Origin of the sequence: Flavobacterium shii, from assembly GCF_025847235.1 — a bacterium.
GTDB lineage: Bacteria > Bacteroidota > Bacteroidia > Flavobacteriales > Flavobacteriaceae > Flavobacterium > Flavobacterium shii.
Genome location: NZ_JAOZEW010000001.1, coordinates 15071 through 31486, shown reverse-complemented (window position 1 = coordinate 31486; position 16416 = coordinate 15071). Strand labels below are relative to the sequence as shown.

General features: G+C 33.5%; 16 protein-coding genes. All 16 read left to right on the top strand.

Annotated features, from left to right (window positions below; translation table 11 throughout):
• Positions 1-728 precede the first annotated feature (728 nt).
• Positions 729-2204 (top strand): MFS transporter, encoded by a 1476-nt coding sequence (locus tag OIU83_RS00170; RefSeq protein WP_264204261.1) that lies wholly within the window; start codon positions 729-731, stop codon positions 2202-2204.
• 24 nt (positions 2205-2228) lie between these two features.
• Entirely contained in the window at positions 2229-3821 is a 1593-nt protein-coding gene (locus tag OIU83_RS00165) for an MFS transporter (RefSeq protein ID WP_264204260.1), read from the top strand.
• A 27-nt stretch (positions 3822-3848) separates the two neighbouring features.
• Positions 3849-4901, top strand: a complete 1053-nt coding sequence (locus tag OIU83_RS00160) for an MFS transporter (protein ID WP_264204259.1) — start codon at positions 3849-3851, stop codon at positions 4899-4901.
• A 103-nt stretch (positions 4902-5004) separates the two neighbouring features.
• A complete protein-coding gene (locus OIU83_RS00155) occupies positions 5005-7221 on the top strand; it encodes a molybdopterin oxidoreductase family protein (RefSeq protein WP_264204258.1) in 2217 nt (738 codons plus the stop codon).
• 17 nt (positions 7222-7238) lie between these two features.
• Entirely contained in the window at positions 7239-7808 is a 570-nt protein-coding gene (locus OIU83_RS00150; protein ID WP_264204257.1) for a 4Fe-4S dicluster domain-containing protein, read from the top strand.
• A 10-nt stretch (positions 7809-7818) separates the two neighbouring features.
• Positions 7819-8331, top strand: coding sequence for a Rieske (2Fe-2S) protein (locus tag OIU83_RS00145; protein ID WP_264204256.1), 513 nt, complete (start codon positions 7819-7821; stop codon positions 8329-8331).
• 21 nt (positions 8332-8352) lie between these two features.
• Positions 8353-8601: a DUF6755 family protein gene (locus OIU83_RS00140; RefSeq protein ID WP_264204255.1), complete on the top strand. Its 249-nt coding sequence runs from the start codon at positions 8353-8355 to the stop codon at positions 8599-8601.
• 104 nt (positions 8602-8705) lie between these two features.
• Positions 8706-9878, top strand: a complete 1173-nt coding sequence (locus OIU83_RS00135; RefSeq protein ID WP_264204254.1) for a molybdopterin molybdotransferase MoeA — start codon at positions 8706-8708, stop codon at positions 9876-9878.
• Positions 9879-9886: 8 nt separating this feature from the next.
• Positions 9887-10633 (top strand): sulfite exporter TauE/SafE family protein, encoded by a 747-nt coding sequence (locus OIU83_RS00130; RefSeq protein ID WP_264204253.1) that lies wholly within the window; start codon positions 9887-9889, stop codon positions 10631-10633.
• A 178-nt stretch (positions 10634-10811) separates the two neighbouring features.
• Complete coding sequence (locus tag OIU83_RS00125) at positions 10812-11393, top strand: molybdenum cofactor guanylyltransferase (RefSeq protein ID WP_264204252.1); 582 nt, start codon at positions 10812-10814, stop codon at positions 11391-11393.
• On the top strand, positions 11390-12184 hold the full coding sequence (gene cobA / locus OIU83_RS00120) for a uroporphyrinogen-III C-methyltransferase (RefSeq protein ID WP_264204251.1): 795 nt from the start codon (positions 11390-11392) through the stop codon (positions 12182-12184). Before OIU83_RS00125 ends, cobA begins: the two co-directional genes overlap by 4 nt.
• Complete coding sequence (locus OIU83_RS00115) at positions 12181-12417, top strand: MoaD/ThiS family protein (RefSeq protein ID WP_264204250.1); 237 nt, start codon at positions 12181-12183, stop codon at positions 12415-12417. Before cobA ends, OIU83_RS00115 begins: the two co-directional genes overlap by 4 nt.
• 11 nt (positions 12418-12428) lie before the next feature.
• The gene (moeB, locus tag OIU83_RS00110) at positions 12429-13502 is read left to right on the top strand and encodes a HesA/MoeB/ThiF family protein (protein ID WP_264204249.1); all 1074 of its coding nucleotides are present in this window, start codon (positions 12429-12431) and stop codon (positions 13500-13502) included.
• A 250-nt stretch (positions 13503-13752) separates the two neighbouring features.
• Positions 13753-14184 carry a molybdenum cofactor biosynthesis protein MoaE gene (locus tag OIU83_RS00105; RefSeq protein WP_264204248.1) on the top strand — a complete coding sequence of 144 codons (432 nt, stop codon included), beginning with the start codon at positions 13753-13755 and terminating at the stop codon, positions 14182-14184.
• Between the two features lie 3 nt (positions 14185-14187).
• Positions 14188-15102, top strand: a complete 915-nt coding sequence (gene moaCB / locus OIU83_RS00100; RefSeq protein WP_264204247.1) for a bifunctional molybdenum cofactor biosynthesis protein MoaC/MoaB — start codon at positions 14188-14190, stop codon at positions 15100-15102.
• Entirely contained in the window at positions 15089-16096 is a 1008-nt protein-coding gene (gene moaA, locus OIU83_RS00095; protein WP_264204246.1) for a GTP 3',8-cyclase MoaA, read from the top strand. Before moaCB ends, moaA begins: the two co-directional genes overlap by 14 nt.
• Positions 16097-16416 lie beyond the last annotated feature (320 nt).

The following is a 16416-nucleotide window of genomic DNA, read 5'->3' as shown; positions in this document are numbered from 1 at the left end:
GTATACTTTAGGAAGGATGTAGTTCGATATTCTCTCGATTGTTTTCAAAATATAGATTATTTTATTATAACTCTACTAATTCTATAGACAAAGTTAAATTTATTATAATAAAAACCAAAAAAATTGATAATTATTTTTAAAAATAATGAGATAAAGGTAGTTTTTGAATTTTTTTAATGGTTTAATAACTTGTTTATAAGGTGATTACGTGTTGTTTATTTCTTGATTTTGAATGCATAAAAAGAGTAACTTATTTGTGAAAAATAGCTTTTTTATTACGTTTTTATTTTTAAAACTTAATTTGATTAACAAAAAGGACTTCATTTCATAAATATTTTAATATGAAAAGAACCAGATTATCTCAATTGTTATTTAATTTTCAGCAAAATCAGACCCGTGAAATCAGATAATCTTCTTATATAATAAAAATTAATCACAAAAGGTACTTATTTTATATGTCTGATATATAGTTATTTATATTCTTTATTGATATGAGGTAATTCTCTTTTTGTATATAATTTTTGGTTAATTTTATTCGGAATAAAACCACTATTGTTTAAAATACTGTCCGAGTGGGGATAAAGAAATAATTAAGGATAACATTGTCCTTAATATGACAAATGTCATTTTAAGTAGTAATTGATTTCTTTAATTTTGTTTTTTTTAATTAAAGAAGTTCATGACTAGAGTACTGATTTAATTAAAAACGATATTAAAAACAGTCAATTATGAGTAGTTTATCTCAATCGCACAAAATTTTATTTTTAAACACATTAGCATTTACAATATGTTTTGCTTGCTGGACACTAAATGGTGTTTTGGTTACTTATCTGGTAGATAAAGGGATATTCAATTGGACAGTTGTAGAAACTGGCTGGTTATTAGGAATTCCGATTTTATCAGGATCTATATTTAGACTTCCAATTGGTATATTAACAGATAAATACGGAGGTAAGATTATATTTTCCATTTTACTATTATTATGTTCTATTCCACTTTTCCTTCTTCCGTTTGCCAATTCCTTCTGGAGTTTTGCAGTTTTAAGTTTTCTTTTTGGATTAGTAGGTACCAGTTTTGCAGTAGGTATAGGATATACTTCGGCTTGGTATCCCCAAAACTGGCAAGGAAGAGCTTTAGGTATTTTCGGAATGGGAAATGCAGGTGCAGCAATTACTACGTTTGTGGCGCCTACTTTATTAAATCATTTATCAGAGAAAGATCCTATAAATGGTTGGAAGATGTTGCCCATAATTTATGCAGCAGTTTTAGTTCTTATAGGAATACTTTTTATTGTTTTTGCTAAAAACAAAACAAACCCAGGTGTTTCAAAAACAATGAAAGAACTAATGTCTCCTCTTAAAAACATTCGAGTTTGGCGTTTTGGAACGTACTATTTTTTAGTCTTTGGATGTTTCGTTGCTTATTCCCAATGGTTAGTGCCAAATTTCATGAATGTTTATCATACTTCGTTGGTAATGGGAGGAATGTTTGCAACAATGTTCAGTTTACCCTCCGGAATAATTAGAGCTTTTGGAGGTTATTTATCCGATAAATTCGGAGCTAGAAAAGTAATGTATTGGGTTTTAGGTTCATCGATAATTATAAGTTTTTTATTGATGTTCCCTAAAATGGAAATTTTTACAGCAGGTCCCGGAGTTCTGGCTAGCAATAATGGTGTTGTTACCGAAGTTTCTGCCGATGCAATAATAGTAAATGGCAAAGAGCATAAAGTCAATACAAAAATAATTTCAGGTGATGATGATGCCGCAATTTTTCCAGTTAAAAATTCTTGGCAGGAGATTGTTGTAAAACAAAATCAAGAAGTGAAAAAGAAAGAATTATTAGCTCAGGGAATCACTCAAATTAAATTTAGTGCCAATCTTTGGGTTTATGTGATTTTGGTAATTCTTATAGGTATTTCATGGGGAATTGGTAAAGCAGCAGTTTATAAACACATTCCCGAATATTTTCCTAATGAAGTTGGAGTTGTAGGCGGAATGGTAGGTTTAATAGGTGGATTAGGTGGATTTGTAGGTCCGATTATCTTTGGTTATCTACTTAATTATACTGGGCTCTGGACCAGTTCCTGGATATTTATTTTCATAGTATCAGTTCTTTGTTTGTTGTGGATGCACCGAACAATCATAAACGTTATGAGAACAAAATCACCAAATTTCACCAGAGAAATAGAAGACAATCATTAAAAATAAAATTAAATAATACATAATATGAAAACTTGGTTAGACAAATGGGAGCCCGAAGATGAAGCATTTTGGAACTCTACCGGAAGTAAAATTGCATGGAGAACATTAACAATAACAACGCTTACTTTAATATTATCGTTTGCCTCATGGTTTATGATGAGTGTTATTGCAGTTAAATTACCAGGATTAGGGTTTAATTTTTCCAAAGATCAGCTTTTTTGGTTGACTGCAATTCCTGGATTAGCAGCAGGGATTTTAAGAATTATTCACACTTTTATATTACCTATATACGGAACGCGCCACGTAGTATCTTTTGCTACAGCACTTAAATTAATTCCTGTAATCGGAATAGGTTTTGCCGTAATGGATATAAATACACCATTTTGGGTATTTGCAGTATTAGCGTTTACAACAGGTTTTGGTGGAGGTGATTTTTCCTCTTATATGCCAAGTACAAGTTTATTTTTCCCAAAAAGGCTTAAAGGTACAGCTCTTGGAATACAAGCCGGAATAGGAAATTTTGGTGTTTCGGTAGCGCAGTTTGTTACACCACTTATTATTAGTGTTGGGATTTATGGTGCAGCCTCTGTATTTACAAGTATTAATCCTAAGGAAACAATAAATGTTTTCCAGAATTCAAGTATCGAAAAGCAAAAAGAAGTTTTTGCAGCGCTTGATGCCGAAGTACAGACAAAAATATTAGCTAACGTAAAGCAAAATGTAATTGACTCAGTGAGTACCACTACTCAATCAAGCGATAAAGTGGTTCTTTTTACTTCATTGCCAATAAATGCTAAAGCCAAAGCTATTGCAAATGCAAATCCAAAATTGGCAGAGAAAATATTAAATGATATAAAACCAGATAATACGGCGGTAAAAAACACTGAAATTTATTTACAATCGGCTGCATTCTGGTTTGTTCCTTTCTTAATATTATTGTCCATTTTAAGTTGGTATTATTTAAGAAGTATACCAATGAAAGCTTCAATTAAAGAACAACTAGATATTTTTTCTAATAAACATACTTGGTATTGTACTATTACTTACGTGATGACTTTTGGAACATTTGCGGGTTTATCTGCGGCATTTCCTTTAATGATTAAGTTTTTATATGGTGATTTCCATAACGCACCAGATCCATTAGTGTATGCCTTTTACGGTCCTCTTATTGGATCAGCAAGTAGAATTATTTTTGGGTTTGTAGCCGATAAAGTAGGTGGTGCTATTCTTACTACAATTACAGGTTTAGGAATTTTGGCAGGAGCCATTATATTGGTTACAGAAGGTTTAGTAGCTCCAACGAGTATGGATCAATTTCCTCTTTTTGTAATAGTAATTTTAGCAATGTTCTTTTTTACAGGAATAGGAAACGCAGGTACGTTTAGACAATACCCGATTATTTTTGCCGAAAATCAGCGTCAGGCAGCTGGAGTTATTGGTTGGACAGCAGCAATCGCAGCATTTGGACCGTTTATCTTTTCTAAATTAATCGGAAACAATCTTTCGGCTAATGGTACTGTAAATCAATTCTTTATTGGCGTTGCTATTTTTGCTATATTAGCTACAGGTATAAATTGGTGGTTCTATAATCGTAAAGGTTGTGAGAAACCTAGTTAGTAAGTAATCATTAAATTTAAATTAAGGATGAAAAATAAAACCTTTAATACCAAAGCTTTACTTGTAGCAACTCTAGTGTCTGCATTGACTATAGTGCTTGTGTTTTACGGGTCGAGACAACTACAAAATTTTGATGCTGCACTAGTTACTTATTTATTCGGAACAGTATTCGCTTTCTTCGGAATAGTATACCGTTATTCAGTTTGGTTGCAACGACCACCAACATGGATGTATTTCAAGCGTAGTCTTAAATTTCTATTTACGGGTAAAATTTTTGCTCATATGTGGTTTTTAGGTAAAGAATCGGTAGAAAATATAGTAGTTCAAAAATTCATCTATCCTAGAAGTAAGTACCGTTGGGTGGCTCATTTTTGTATTGCATTAGGATGTATGTCAGCATTTGCAATCACAATTCCGCTTACATTTGGATGGATACATTTTACATTGGCACCAGATTCAATATCGATTTATGAAGCTCATTTTTTTGGATTTAAAATGATGGATTTCAAAATTGGATCTTTCCTTGCATTCTTGATTTTCCATGCTTTAAACTGGTCTTCGTGGTTGGTTATATTCGGATCTATTTATTATTTGCGAAGACGATTAACAAACCCGGGTTTAATAGCTACACAATCTTTTGAAGGGGATTTATTACCACTTATTTTATTGATTGCAATATCGGTTACAGGGTTATGTCTTACCTATTCCTATCAGTTTATGAAAGGGTTTGCGTATGATTTTCTAGCTGTAATTCACGCTGTAACAGTAATTATGTTCTTAATATGGATTCCTTTTGGGAAATTCTTTCATATTATCCAGCGACCTGCTCAAATAGGTGCACATATTTATAAGAAAGAAGGGATGAAAAAAGGAATGGCAGTTTGTCCGCATACCGGAGAAGAATTTGCAACTCAATTACATATTAACGATTTAAAAATTGTTACGAAACAATTGGGATTTGACTTTACACATGAAGATGGAACTTCACATCTTGATTTAAGTCCAGAAGGAAAAAGATCCCGTTTGGCGCAAGCACATTTAAGAGCAAGATTAGAAAGTGGCGGAAGCTTATTTGGATAATTTTTATTTAGTGTTCAGTACCAGTCGCAGTTTTCAGATTAAGTAGAGACTGAAACGGAGAACTGCGACTGAAAGCTTTAAACAAAAACAAACAAAAACAAACATGGCAAAATTACCTGTATCAACCGAAAAGATTATTGAAGATTTTGGACCGCATTTAAATTATGCTCCCAAAGATGGTTACCAAGGTAGAGATGAACCAGATGAAGTGGTAAAAACACATTGTTGTTTCTGCGGAATGCAGTGTGGTATTCAATTATTAGTAAAAGAAAATAAAGTAGTAGGTTTTGAACCGTGGATGGAGTTTCCTTTTAACGAAGGACGTTTGTGTCCAAAAGGAGTACAGCGTTATCTACAAAATAATCACCCTGATCGTCTTTTACATCCTATAAAAAGAGTAGAAGGAAAAGGTTTCGAAAAAACGACTTGGGATGAAGCGATGGATAAAACGGTATCCGAGATAAAAAGAATTCAGGAGAAATATGGCAAACATGCTTTTTCGATGTTATCGGGCGTATCGCTTACAAATGAAAAAAGTTACTTGGTAGGGAAGTTTGCACGTGTTGCATTAAAGACCAGAAATCTGGATTATAACGGCAGGCTTTGTATGGTAAGTGCAGGAGCGGGGAATAAAAAAGCTTTTGGATTGGATCGTGCCTCAAATAATTATTCGGATTTAGAATATGCCGAAGTAATTATTGTTGCAGGTGCAAATATTAGTGAAACTTTTCCAACATTGACCCATTGGATTTGGAAAGCAAGAGATCGTGGAGCCAAATTAATAGTTATAGATCCAAGGATGATTCCGCTGGCTCGAACCGCAGATGTTCATCTGGATGTAAAACCAGGAACCGATTCGGCATTATACGGTGCTATGCTAAAATATTTGGTAGATCATGATATGTTGGACCATGATTTTATAGACAATCATACATCGGGTTTTCAAGAAACATTAGATGCTGTAAAAGACTATACCTTAGAATGGGCAGAAGAGATTACAGGTATCGATAAAAATAAAATTAGAGAAGCCGCAGAATTATGGGGTAAAGCCAAAACAAGCTTTTTACTTCATGCACGCGGAATTGAGCATCACTCCAAAGGTGTTGATAATGTATTAGGTTGTATTAATCTAGTTCTTGCAACAGGAAGAATCGGGAGACCTTATTGTGGTTACGGAACAATAACTGGACAAGGAAATGGACAGGGAGGTAGAGAGCATGGTCATAAATGTGATCAATTACCAGGAAATAGAGATATCGAAAATCCGGAACATCGTAAATATATTTCGAAAGTTTGGGGAATAGATGAGAAAGATATGCCAGGAAAAGGACTTACGGCTTATGAAATTATTGAAGCAATCCATAGTGGAGAGATCAAAGGATTAATTTCTATTTGTTTTAATCCATTGGTATCATTACCGAATAATAACTATGTAAGATCTGCACTGGAAAAGTTAGAGTTTTATGTATGTATCGATTTCTTTTTGAACGAAACAGCTCGTCATGCAGATATTGTTCTTGCAGGTTCTCTACAAGAGGAAGAAGAAGGAACGACTACATCGGCAGAAGGACGTGTTATCCGAATCCGTCAAGCAGTTACTCCTCCGGGGGATGCGAGAACAGATACCTCGATATTTTTGGAATTAGCCAAAAGATTGGGAGAAGAAGATAAGTTTACTTACGAAAATAGTGAAGCAATTTTTAATGAGCTTCGAGTTGCCTCAAAAGGAGGAACAGCGGATTATTTTGGAATATCATATAAAAAGGTAGAAGATAATATGGGGGTTTTTTGGCCTTGTCCAACAGACGATCATCCGGGAACACCGAGATTATGGGAAGATAAAAAATTTGCAACTCCTGATGGAAGAGCACATTTTAATCCAGCACCCTATAAATTACCGGGCGAAGTTACCGATGATGAATATCCTATAATTCTTACTACAGGGCGCGTTGTTTCGCAATATTTAAGCGGAACTCAAACACGGCGAATAGGTAAATTGGTAGATCAATTTCCTGAACCAATGGTAGAGATTCATCCGGAACTTGCTTTAAAATACGGAATTAAACAACGAGAGTTGGTTAGAGTTGCGACAAGAAGAGGAGAAGGGATTTTTCCAGCAAATATTGTAGAGACTATCCGAAAAGATACAGTTTTTATACCTTATCATTGGCCCGGAGCTAAATCGGCAAATCAACTTACACCAGGAACTTTAGATCCAATTTCTAAAATACCCGAGTTTAAAGTTTGTGCCTGTCTATTAGATCCGCAAGGAAAAATAGCACCTCCATCCAAAGAATCGGAAGCTTATGCAAGTGTTTAATCTATAAAAAAGACATTATGAATTTAACTAATTTCAATAGAAATGAAGAGTTTTTTGTAGATCTGCAACGTTGTATTGGTTGTAAGGCCTGTGAAATGGCTTGTGCAGAATGTGAAACCAATGGGCAAGAATCATTGATTAGTGTGAATTATGTTGAGCGTTCATCAACAATTCAAACAACGGTACAAGTTTGTATGCATTGTGAGGATCCGGTATGTGCAAATGTATGTCCGGCCGATGCGATTTCGCAAGATGAATTCGGAATAGTACATACTGCTAATACCGAAAGATGTATTGGTTGCTCAAACTGTGTTATGGCATGCCCGTTTGGTGTTCCTAAAAAGATGGAAGAGTACGATTTAATGATGAAATGCACGATGTGTTATGATAGAACTAGTGTAGGTAAAAAACCTATGTGTGCAACTGTTTGTCCAAGTGGAGCTTTGTTTTATGGTACAAGAGCCGAAATTGAAGAAATGAGACCAAATAGTACTCCGATAAATACATTCATCTTCGGACAAGAAACAGTTCATACCAAAGTAAACATTATGATGCCAAAAGGCAGTAATGAATTAAGAATATATTAAATCTAAATCCATGTCAAAAGAAGATAATTTAAATCAAAACTGGAAAAAAGATTTCCCAATAAAAAAGCAAGAATCTACTCAGGTAAGTCGACGTGACTTTGCTAAATTCCTAACTTTTGTTTCTGGCGGGTTAATGGTCGGAAGCGGATTTGTTGCTGCCAAAGCTTATTTGTTGCCAAAAGAAGGAGTTCAAGGAGAGCATTTTATTTGCAATAAAGATGAGGTTCCGATAGGAGGAACAAGAGGTTTTGTAATTGAAGGAAGTACAATACCCTATATTTTAATACATCTGGAAAGTGGAGATTTTAAGGCATACGAACAAAAATGTACGCATTTGTCCTGTTCTGTATTTTATAAACCGGGAACAGGAATAATACATTGTCCCTGCCATGAAGGTTCATTTGATGCTATGACAGGAGATGTAATAGCAGGACCTCCTCCAAGAGCTTTACCACAATTGGAAGTGTTTTTTAAAGACAAAGGTGTTTTTGTAAAAGCATTCGCAGAACGTAAAGAAAGCTAGTATAACCCTAAAATAATTAGTATGAGTACTTTTAGAAGAAGTCAGAATCGTGCCAACCCAAATAAGTTGAATAATATACTTTCGACACTCATTTTTATTTTGATTTTAAATGTGAGTATCCAAATTTGGTTGTTATATGCATCTCTTAACAATGCTTTGGATAATAATAAAGAAATATTATTACCAGCATTTATTGCTTCAGCTATTTTATTCTTAATAGGTTTTTCATGGATGTATTATTTACCAACTGGAAATTTCAAAAAGAAATAGCTAACTTTTCAATATTTATTTTTCAAAAAACACTTCCATTTTTTAGAGTACTTGTTTATTAATTCATCTCTTAATGAGTATTTTTACTTGCAAATAATAGCGCCATGATTCAAGTAGATAAAGCCTTGTCAATTATTGCTGACAATAGTATAAAAATGCCAGTTCGTAAAATTAAAGTTTGTAAATCACTTGGCTATATTTTGGCAGAAACGGTTTATGCACCTATTGCAATGCCTCCATTTCGCCAATCGGCTATGGATGGTTATGCCTTTACACGTTCAGAAAACAAACAATATGATGTAGTTGGTATTTCGCAAGCAGGAGATAATGATAAATATAAAATTAAAGCAAATCAGGCAATACGAATTTTTACAGGAGCATTTGTACCCGATTCTGTTAATACCGTAGTAATGCAAGAGCATGTTACTGTAAATGGAGATTCGATTATGATAGATAAAATGCCAGAGCCTAATGCAAACGTAAGAGCAAAAGGCGAACAGGTTAATGAAGGCGATATCATGCTCGAAAAAAATACGCTATTAACACCAGCAGGAATTGGCTTTTTAGCTTGTTTAGGAATTACAGAAGTTAGCGTATATAGCAAACCAAAAGCAGCAATTCTGGTTACAGGAAACGAATTAGTACAACCAGGGAAGAAATTAAAATTAGGTAAAATTTTCGAGAGTAATTCGATTATGTTGCAAGCAGCTCTTGAAACTGCAGGAATTAAAAAAGTAAAAGTTTTTAGAGTAAAAGATAATTTAAAAGCCACCAAAAAAGTACTCAAAAAGCTTTTATCAAAATACGATATGATTCTTGTTTCAGGAGGAATTTCGGTTGGTGATTATGATTTTGTTAAAGAAGCTTTATTAAAAAAGGGAGTAGAAGAGTTATTTTATAAAATAAATCAAAAGCCTGGAAAACCATTATTTTTTGGAAATAAAGAAGAAAAATTAATTTTTGCATTACCCGGAAATCCAGCATCGTCGCTTACCAGTTTTTATGTGTATGTTTTACCAGCATTAAAAAAGATGATGGGATTTGAGGAAATACATTTAAAAAGAATTGTTCGAAAACTAAGTACAGCGGTAATCAATACCACAGGGAAAACATTATTTTTAAAAGCGCTGTATGATGAAACTCATGTAAGTGTATTAGACAGTCAGAGTTCGGCAATGTTGAATACTTTTGCAACAGCAAATTCCTTACTTTTTGTACCTTACGACAGCACAGAAATTAAAAAAGGTGAGGATGTAACCTTGTTGCCATTAGATTAAATATAATTATGAACATATTAACGACCGAAAATTTAATCATTTTTAGCATTGCACTAGTAGTAATTGCTTTTTTATACTCAAGCGTTGGTCATGGTGGAGCTTCAGGTTATTTGGCACTTATGGCAATTTTTGCATTCCCGATTGGTATAATGAAACCTTCGGCATTATTGCTTAATTTGTTTGTGTCCAGTATCTCTTTCTTCTTTTATTATAAGATGAATTATTTTAAGCCCAAGCTCTTTTATCCTTTTGCGATAGCATCAATTCCAGCAGCTTTTATAGGAGGATTTATAACATTAGATAATACGGTTTACAAAGTAATATTAGGATTAGTTTTGGTATTTGCAGCCTTTAGATTATTTGGTTTTTTTAATTTTAAAGAAAAAGAAGCTGTTGTAATAAAACTTCCTTTTGCATTGGCATTAGGTTTTGGAATAGGATTATTGTCTGGAATGTTAGGAATTGGAGGTGGAATTATATTAAGTCCGATTTTATTATTTTTAGGTTGGGCATCAGTTAAAGAGTCTGCAGCGGTTTCAAGTCTATTTATTTTCGTAAATTCACTAGCGGGAATAACAGGTTATTTTCTAGGAGGAAAAACCATTCCTATAGATAGTTTTTATTTAGTACCAATTGCGGTTTTCGGAGGAATCTTAGGCGGTTATTACGGAAGTGGGTATTTCTCTAATAAAACATTAAAATATGTTTTAGGAGTAGTTATTCTGCTGGCAAGCGTAAAATTGATATTTCCATAAAATGAAAAATATTTAACACATAGAAACATAGGTTGAAATTTGAAAGAAGATTAAATAGATAATACATTATTCTCGCATAGCTATGTGAATTCATGTAAAGTGGAACGCCTTTTTAAGTTTAAAAACTATGTAGCTATGTGGTAAAAAGAAAAAAGATTTAATTTATAAATGGTTTGATATGAAAGATCTGGCAGTTTTTATTCTATGTGGAGGAAAAAGTTCCCGGATGCAATCTGAGAAAGGATTAGTATTGTTTAAAGGCAAACCCTTTATAGAACATATCATTCAGGCTATTTTGCCTATTACAAACAACATATTCTTGGTTACAAATGGAAATGATTATGACTATTTGGAGTATAAGAAAATAAGTGATATCGAAATTGACAAAGGACCTCTGGGAGGGATTTATACCGCTTTATTTCATTCAGAGAGCGAATTTAGTATGATTTTGAGTTGTGATATTCCCTTAATATCTACCGAATTATTAGCTGAGTTAATCGAGAAACATGATGAAGAAGCAGCGATTACCGTTTTATCATCAGAGAGCAGAATGCATCCTTTGATTGGGATTTATGCCAAGAAAAATCTTCCGATTATAAAAGAAGCAATTGCTCAGGGAGATTTGAAATTAATGAATCTGATTGCCAAAGTGCCACATCAAATTATAACTTTTGACGAAAGTCAAAGTCTTAATTTTACCAATATCAATTCGCCAGACGAATTAAATGATCTTAATGCCAATTTAAATACGATGTTATGAGGATATCATTAAGACCTAAATTAACCGTAGTAGACGCTGGGCCAGGAGATGTAGAGTTAATTACGATTAAGGCGATAAAAGCATTAGAAAGTGCAGATGTGGTTTTGTACGATGCTTTGGTAAACGAAGAATTATTAAAATATGCTACAAATGCAGAAATTGTTTTTGTAGGGAAACGTTTAGGCTGTCATGCATATAGTCAAGATCAGATAAACGAATTGATTGTATCGATGGCAAATCGTTACGGTCATGTTGTTCGGTTAAAAGGAGGAGATTCTTTTGTATTTGGGCGGGGTATTGAAGAAATAGAATATGCTCAAAAGTCTAATCTGGAAACAGATGTTGTTCCCGGAATTTCATCGGCATTAGGAGTTCCTGCGACAAACGGAATTAGTTTGACACAAAGAGAAATAGCCGAAAGCTTTTGGGTTATTACAGGAACGACTGCAGATCATAAGCTGTCAAAAGATATAAATTTAGCATCGCAATCGGCAGCAACGGTTGTTATTCTAATGGGGATGCATAAACTAGAGGAAATAATTGCATTGTACCAAAAAAATAGAACGGATGATTTGCCTATTACGATTATTCAAAACGGAACAAAAGACAATCAGAAGAAAGTAACAGGAACGATTAGTACAATCGTAAAATTGGTTAAAGATAAAGAGATAGCTTCGCCATCAATAATAGTTATTGGCGAAGTAGTAAGAAATATATTAGAACTAAACTCCTACTTTGAAGAATACTTGGAAGATGAGTTTATTTATCAGAATTTAAATTTAAAGCCATGATAGAGGTTAAATATTTTGGTGCTGTAGCTGATAAAACAAATTGTCCAACAGAGAAAGTTCCTTTGGGGGATTTATCATTGGAACAATTATTAAGCGATTTAGATAAAAAATATCAGTTAAATACACTTTCGTTTAGTATAGCAATCAATCAGAAGATAGTGCCAAAAACAACTGATTATGAATTAAAAAGCAATGATATAATTGCTCTATTGCCACCATTTGCAGGTGGATAAATACATTTGATATGTCAGCATCACGTTATAATAGACAAGTTATACTTCCAGAAGTAGGAGAGAATGGTCAGCAAAAATTACTTAAAGCCAGAGTATTGATAATTGGTGCAGGTGGTTTAGCATCGGCTATATTACCTTATTTGGCAGCTGCAGGCGTGGGGGAAATAGGAATTGTAGATGATGATGTAATCGAGTTGAGTAATTTGCACCGTCAGGTTATTTATAAAAATGATGCCGTTGGAAAAAGTAAAGTGCAGCAAGCAAAACGCATGGCAACTGAATTAAATCCAACAACAAAAATAAATGCTATTTCCAAAAGGCTCTCGGGGAAAAATGCACTCGATTTATTTAAACATTATGATATAATAGTTGATGCTACCGATAATCTATTAACAAAATACTTGATAAATGATGCATGTTGCATTGTAAACAAACCATTAGTTTACGGCTCAATTTATAGGTTTGAAGGGCAAGTTTCGGTCTTTAATTATAAAAACGGACCTACATATCGTTGCTTATATCCAGATGAAAATAGCCGATCTTTAAACTGTAATGATGCGGGCGTAATTGGAATTTCGGTTGGAATTATTGGAATGTTACAAGCAAATGAAGTCATAAAAATGATTTTAGAAATAGGAGAGGTGTTGAGTAGCAAAATATTGGTTTATAATTTGTTGAATAACGAACAACAAAAGTATGACTTTGAAAAAAAGGAAAACCTTGTCATCGATAAATCTGCTTTTGAAGCAAAATATAAAACAATTGAAAATCAAGTTGAAGAAATAGCAGCCGAAACTATTTTGGATAAAATAGATACAGATGGAGTTCTTTTTTTAGATATTAGAAATTCAGATGAATTTCCGAAAATGAATTTTAAAAATGGAATTCAGATTCCGTTATTGAATTTAGAAAGTGAAATAGAAAAACTGGATAAAAACCAAACTATTTATGTTTTTTGCCAGTCTGGAATAAGAAGTAAAACAGCAATGGAATTACTTAATAAGCATCAGTTTAAAAATGTAAAAAGTATAATTGGAGGAGCTTTGGTATTGAATCAATTGATGGAGGAAGGGACAAAGGCATAGAGGTTCAAAGGTTCAAAGGTTTTTTTTAAGGAACTAAGGTGCTAAGACTCTGAGATTCTAAGTTTTAAGCTTTGCGAACTTTGCGTAAATCTTTGTGAACTTTGCGGTTAATTTTTTAGTCACAGATTTAAAAGATTAAAAGGATTTAAAAAATCTGTGAAAATCTGTGTAATCAGTGATAAGAAGATAAAATAGAATTAGAGAAATTCGTGGCTAAAAAACTTTTATCCATGACATAAAAATAAAAATAATGAGTAAAAATGTATTTGTAGAAGGGCCAATTTCTTCTGAATTTATCGCCGAATCTATTGCGAAACACCAATCAAAACATACTATTGGTGCGCACAATATTTTTTTAGGACAAGTTCGTGCCGATGTTATTCATGATAATACAGTAGTCGCTATTGATTATTCGGCTTATACTGATATGGCAAATGAGGCTTTGCATACAATTCGAGAAAAAGCATTTGCCAAATATGATTTAACATGCATGCATATTTATCATAGTTTGGGCGTAGTAAAAGCGGGTGAGATTTGTTTATTTGTTTTTGTTTCGGCTACAAGACGCAAACAAGTTTATGAAGCTACAGAAGCTATTGTAAATTGGATAAAAACCGATGTGCCTATTTTTGGCAAAGAATTATTTGAAAACGATACTTTCACCTGGAAGCAAAATACCTAGAAAATGGTTGATATTACCCATAAAATAAATACGTTACGTTCAGCAACCGCAACCGCAATTGTAAAAGTAAGCCAACAAGCTACTATTGATGCAGTTGTTAATAATTTAGTACCAAAAGGAAATGTAATGGAAATGGCAAAAACAGCAGGATTATTTGCTGTAAAAAACACCCATTTATCCATTCCGGATTGTCATCCGATTCCAATCGAATTTACATCTGTAGAATATAAAATAGAAGGTTTAACTATCGAAATTATATTTAAAGTTAAAACGGTTTACAAAACAGGAGTAGAGGTCGAAGCAATGCATGGAGCATCAATTGTGGCGCTTACAATGTATGATATGCTTAAACCAATTGATAAAGAGATTGAGATATCTACAATAAAATTAATTAATAAAGAAGGTGGGAAATCATCATTTAAGAATCGTTTTCCAGCAACTATAAAAGCAGCAGTTTTTGTATGTTCCGATTCTATTTTTGCAGGGGATAAAGAAGATCGTTCTGGTAAAATTATTGTCGAAAAACTAGAATCTTGTGGTGTAGAAACGACACATTATGAGATTATTCCTGATGAAGTTGATATTATTCAGGAAAGAACGAAAGATTACGCAAAAGAGAATCAGCTAGTGATTTTTACAGGAGGAACAGGCTTATCGCCACGTGATGTAACTCCCGAAGCACTAGCCCCGTTATTAGAAAGTCGTATTCCGGGTATCGAAGAAGCCGTTCGTAATTACGGGCAAGAACGTATGCCGTATGCCATGTTATCACGTACAGTTGCAGGAACTTTAGGTAAGACTTTGGTGTTGGCTTTGCCAGGATCAACAAATGGAGCTAGAGAATCTATGGATGCTATTTTTCCGCATGTTTTGCATGTATTTCATATTTTAAAAGGCAATAATCATGATGCCAAATAACACAGTTTTAATAGATGATTTTGGGCGTAAGCACAACTATTTGCGTATCTCTCTCATAGAGAAATGCAATTTGCGTTGTACATATTGTATGCCAGCCGATGGAATTACATTAACTCCAAAAAATGAGTTAATGACTGCCGATGAGGTTTTTGCTATCGCACAAACATTTGTACAAAACGGTGTTGATAAAATCCGATTAACGGGAGGAGAACCACTTTTAAGAAAAGACTTCCCTGAAATTATTTCAAAATTGGCGACTCTTAATATTAAACTTTCTATTACCACCAATGGTATTTTGATAGACCGACATTTAGACGTTTTAAAGCAATTTAATGTTCGGGACATTAATTTGAGTCTGGATACTTTAATTGCTTCAAAATTCAATTCGATAACGCTTCGTAACCAGTTTGAGAAAGTAATTGACAACCTGCATTTGCTTTTAAATAATGATTTTAATGTAAAAGTTAATGTCGTTTTAATAAAAGGATTTAATGATGATGAGGTTATTGATTTTATTAAACTAACAGAGTTTTTACCCTTATCCATTCGGTTTATAGAGTTTATGCCTTTTGCAGGAAATGCTTGGGATAAAAGCAAAATGGTTTCCCAAAAACAGATTTTAGAAACTCTTTCAAATTATTACATCCCATCTCAGATTGAAAAGTTAGCAGATGAAAAAAACTTCACAGCCAGAACTTTTAAAATTAAAGATTACCAAGGTAGCTTTGGAATTATTAGTTCAGTAACAAATCCGTTTTGTGATAGTTGCAATAGAATCCGCCTTACGGCAAATGGTAAAATAAAAAACTGTTTGTTCTCTAATGCCGAAACTGATTTATTGACTCCTTTTAGGAATGGAGAAACGATTGCCAATTTGATTTCTGCAGCAATTAGCAGCAAGAAAAAAGTGAGAGCAGGAATGACTACGATAAAGGAATTAAATAACCCTAATTTAAACCAAGACAATCGTAGTATGATTACTATTGGGGGGTAAATCGTTACGAAACACCTTTGTCAAAGTAAAAAACTAAGAGCGTAAGGAACTTTAGTTTTACAAAAAATTGAGGAGAAACTTTGTGCAGCTTCACTAAACCTTATCTTCCTTTGCGGTAAAATTTCTGCCACGAATTACACTAATTCATTCCAATTAATTTTAAAATAAAATCTGCTTAAATCTGTGAGATCTGCGTGAAACCAAAAAAAAATGAATCTCTGACGAATGAAGACTCTCATTAAGTAGCTTGACAAAGATTATGGAGTTTCTCATTATTCTTCGACTCTGCCTCAGGGGGACTAACGATATTATAATATTTA

Bases quoted from the DNA above. Each gene is read 5' to 3' on its own strand.
- OIU83_RS00170 (WP_264204261.1), top strand. From the start codon at position 729: ATGAGTAGTTTATCTCAATCGCACAAAATTTTATTTTTAAACACATTA.
- OIU83_RS00165 (WP_264204260.1), top strand. From the start codon at position 2,229: ATGAAAACTTGGTTAGACAAATGGGAGCCCGAAGATGAAGCATTTTGG.
- OIU83_RS00160 (WP_264204259.1), top strand. From the start codon at position 3,849: ATGAAAAATAAAACCTTTAATACCAAAGCTTTACTTGTAGCAACTCTA.
- OIU83_RS00155 (WP_264204258.1), top strand. From the start codon at position 5,005: ATGGCAAAATTACCTGTATCAACCGAAAAGATTATTGAAGATTTTGGA.
- OIU83_RS00150 (WP_264204257.1), top strand. From the start codon at position 7,239: ATGAATTTAACTAATTTCAATAGAAATGAAGAGTTTTTTGTAGATCTG.
- OIU83_RS00145 (WP_264204256.1), top strand. From the start codon at position 7,819: ATGTCAAAAGAAGATAATTTAAATCAAAACTGGAAAAAAGATTTCCCA.
- OIU83_RS00140 (WP_264204255.1), top strand. From the start codon at position 8,353: ATGAGTACTTTTAGAAGAAGTCAGAATCGTGCCAACCCAAATAAGTTG.
- OIU83_RS00135 (WP_264204254.1), top strand. From the start codon at position 8,706: ATGATTCAAGTAGATAAAGCCTTGTCAATTATTGCTGACAATAGTATA.
- OIU83_RS00130 (WP_264204253.1), top strand. From the start codon at position 9,887: ATGAACATATTAACGACCGAAAATTTAATCATTTTTAGCATTGCACTA.
- OIU83_RS00125 (WP_264204252.1), top strand. From the start codon at position 10,812: ATGAAAGATCTGGCAGTTTTTATTCTATGTGGAGGAAAAAGTTCCCGG.
- cobA (WP_264204251.1), top strand. From the start codon at position 11,390: ATGAGGATATCATTAAGACCTAAATTAACCGTAGTAGACGCTGGGCCA.
- OIU83_RS00115 (WP_264204250.1), top strand. From the start codon at position 12,181: ATGATAGAGGTTAAATATTTTGGTGCTGTAGCTGATAAAACAAATTGT.
- moeB (WP_264204249.1), top strand. From the start codon at position 12,429: ATGTCAGCATCACGTTATAATAGACAAGTTATACTTCCAGAAGTAGGA.
- OIU83_RS00105 (WP_264204248.1), top strand. From the start codon at position 13,753: ATGAGTAAAAATGTATTTGTAGAAGGGCCAATTTCTTCTGAATTTATC.
- moaCB (WP_264204247.1), top strand. From the start codon at position 14,188: ATGGTTGATATTACCCATAAAATAAATACGTTACGTTCAGCAACCGCA.
- moaA (WP_264204246.1), top strand. From the start codon at position 15,089: ATGATGCCAAATAACACAGTTTTAATAGATGATTTTGGGCGTAAGCAC.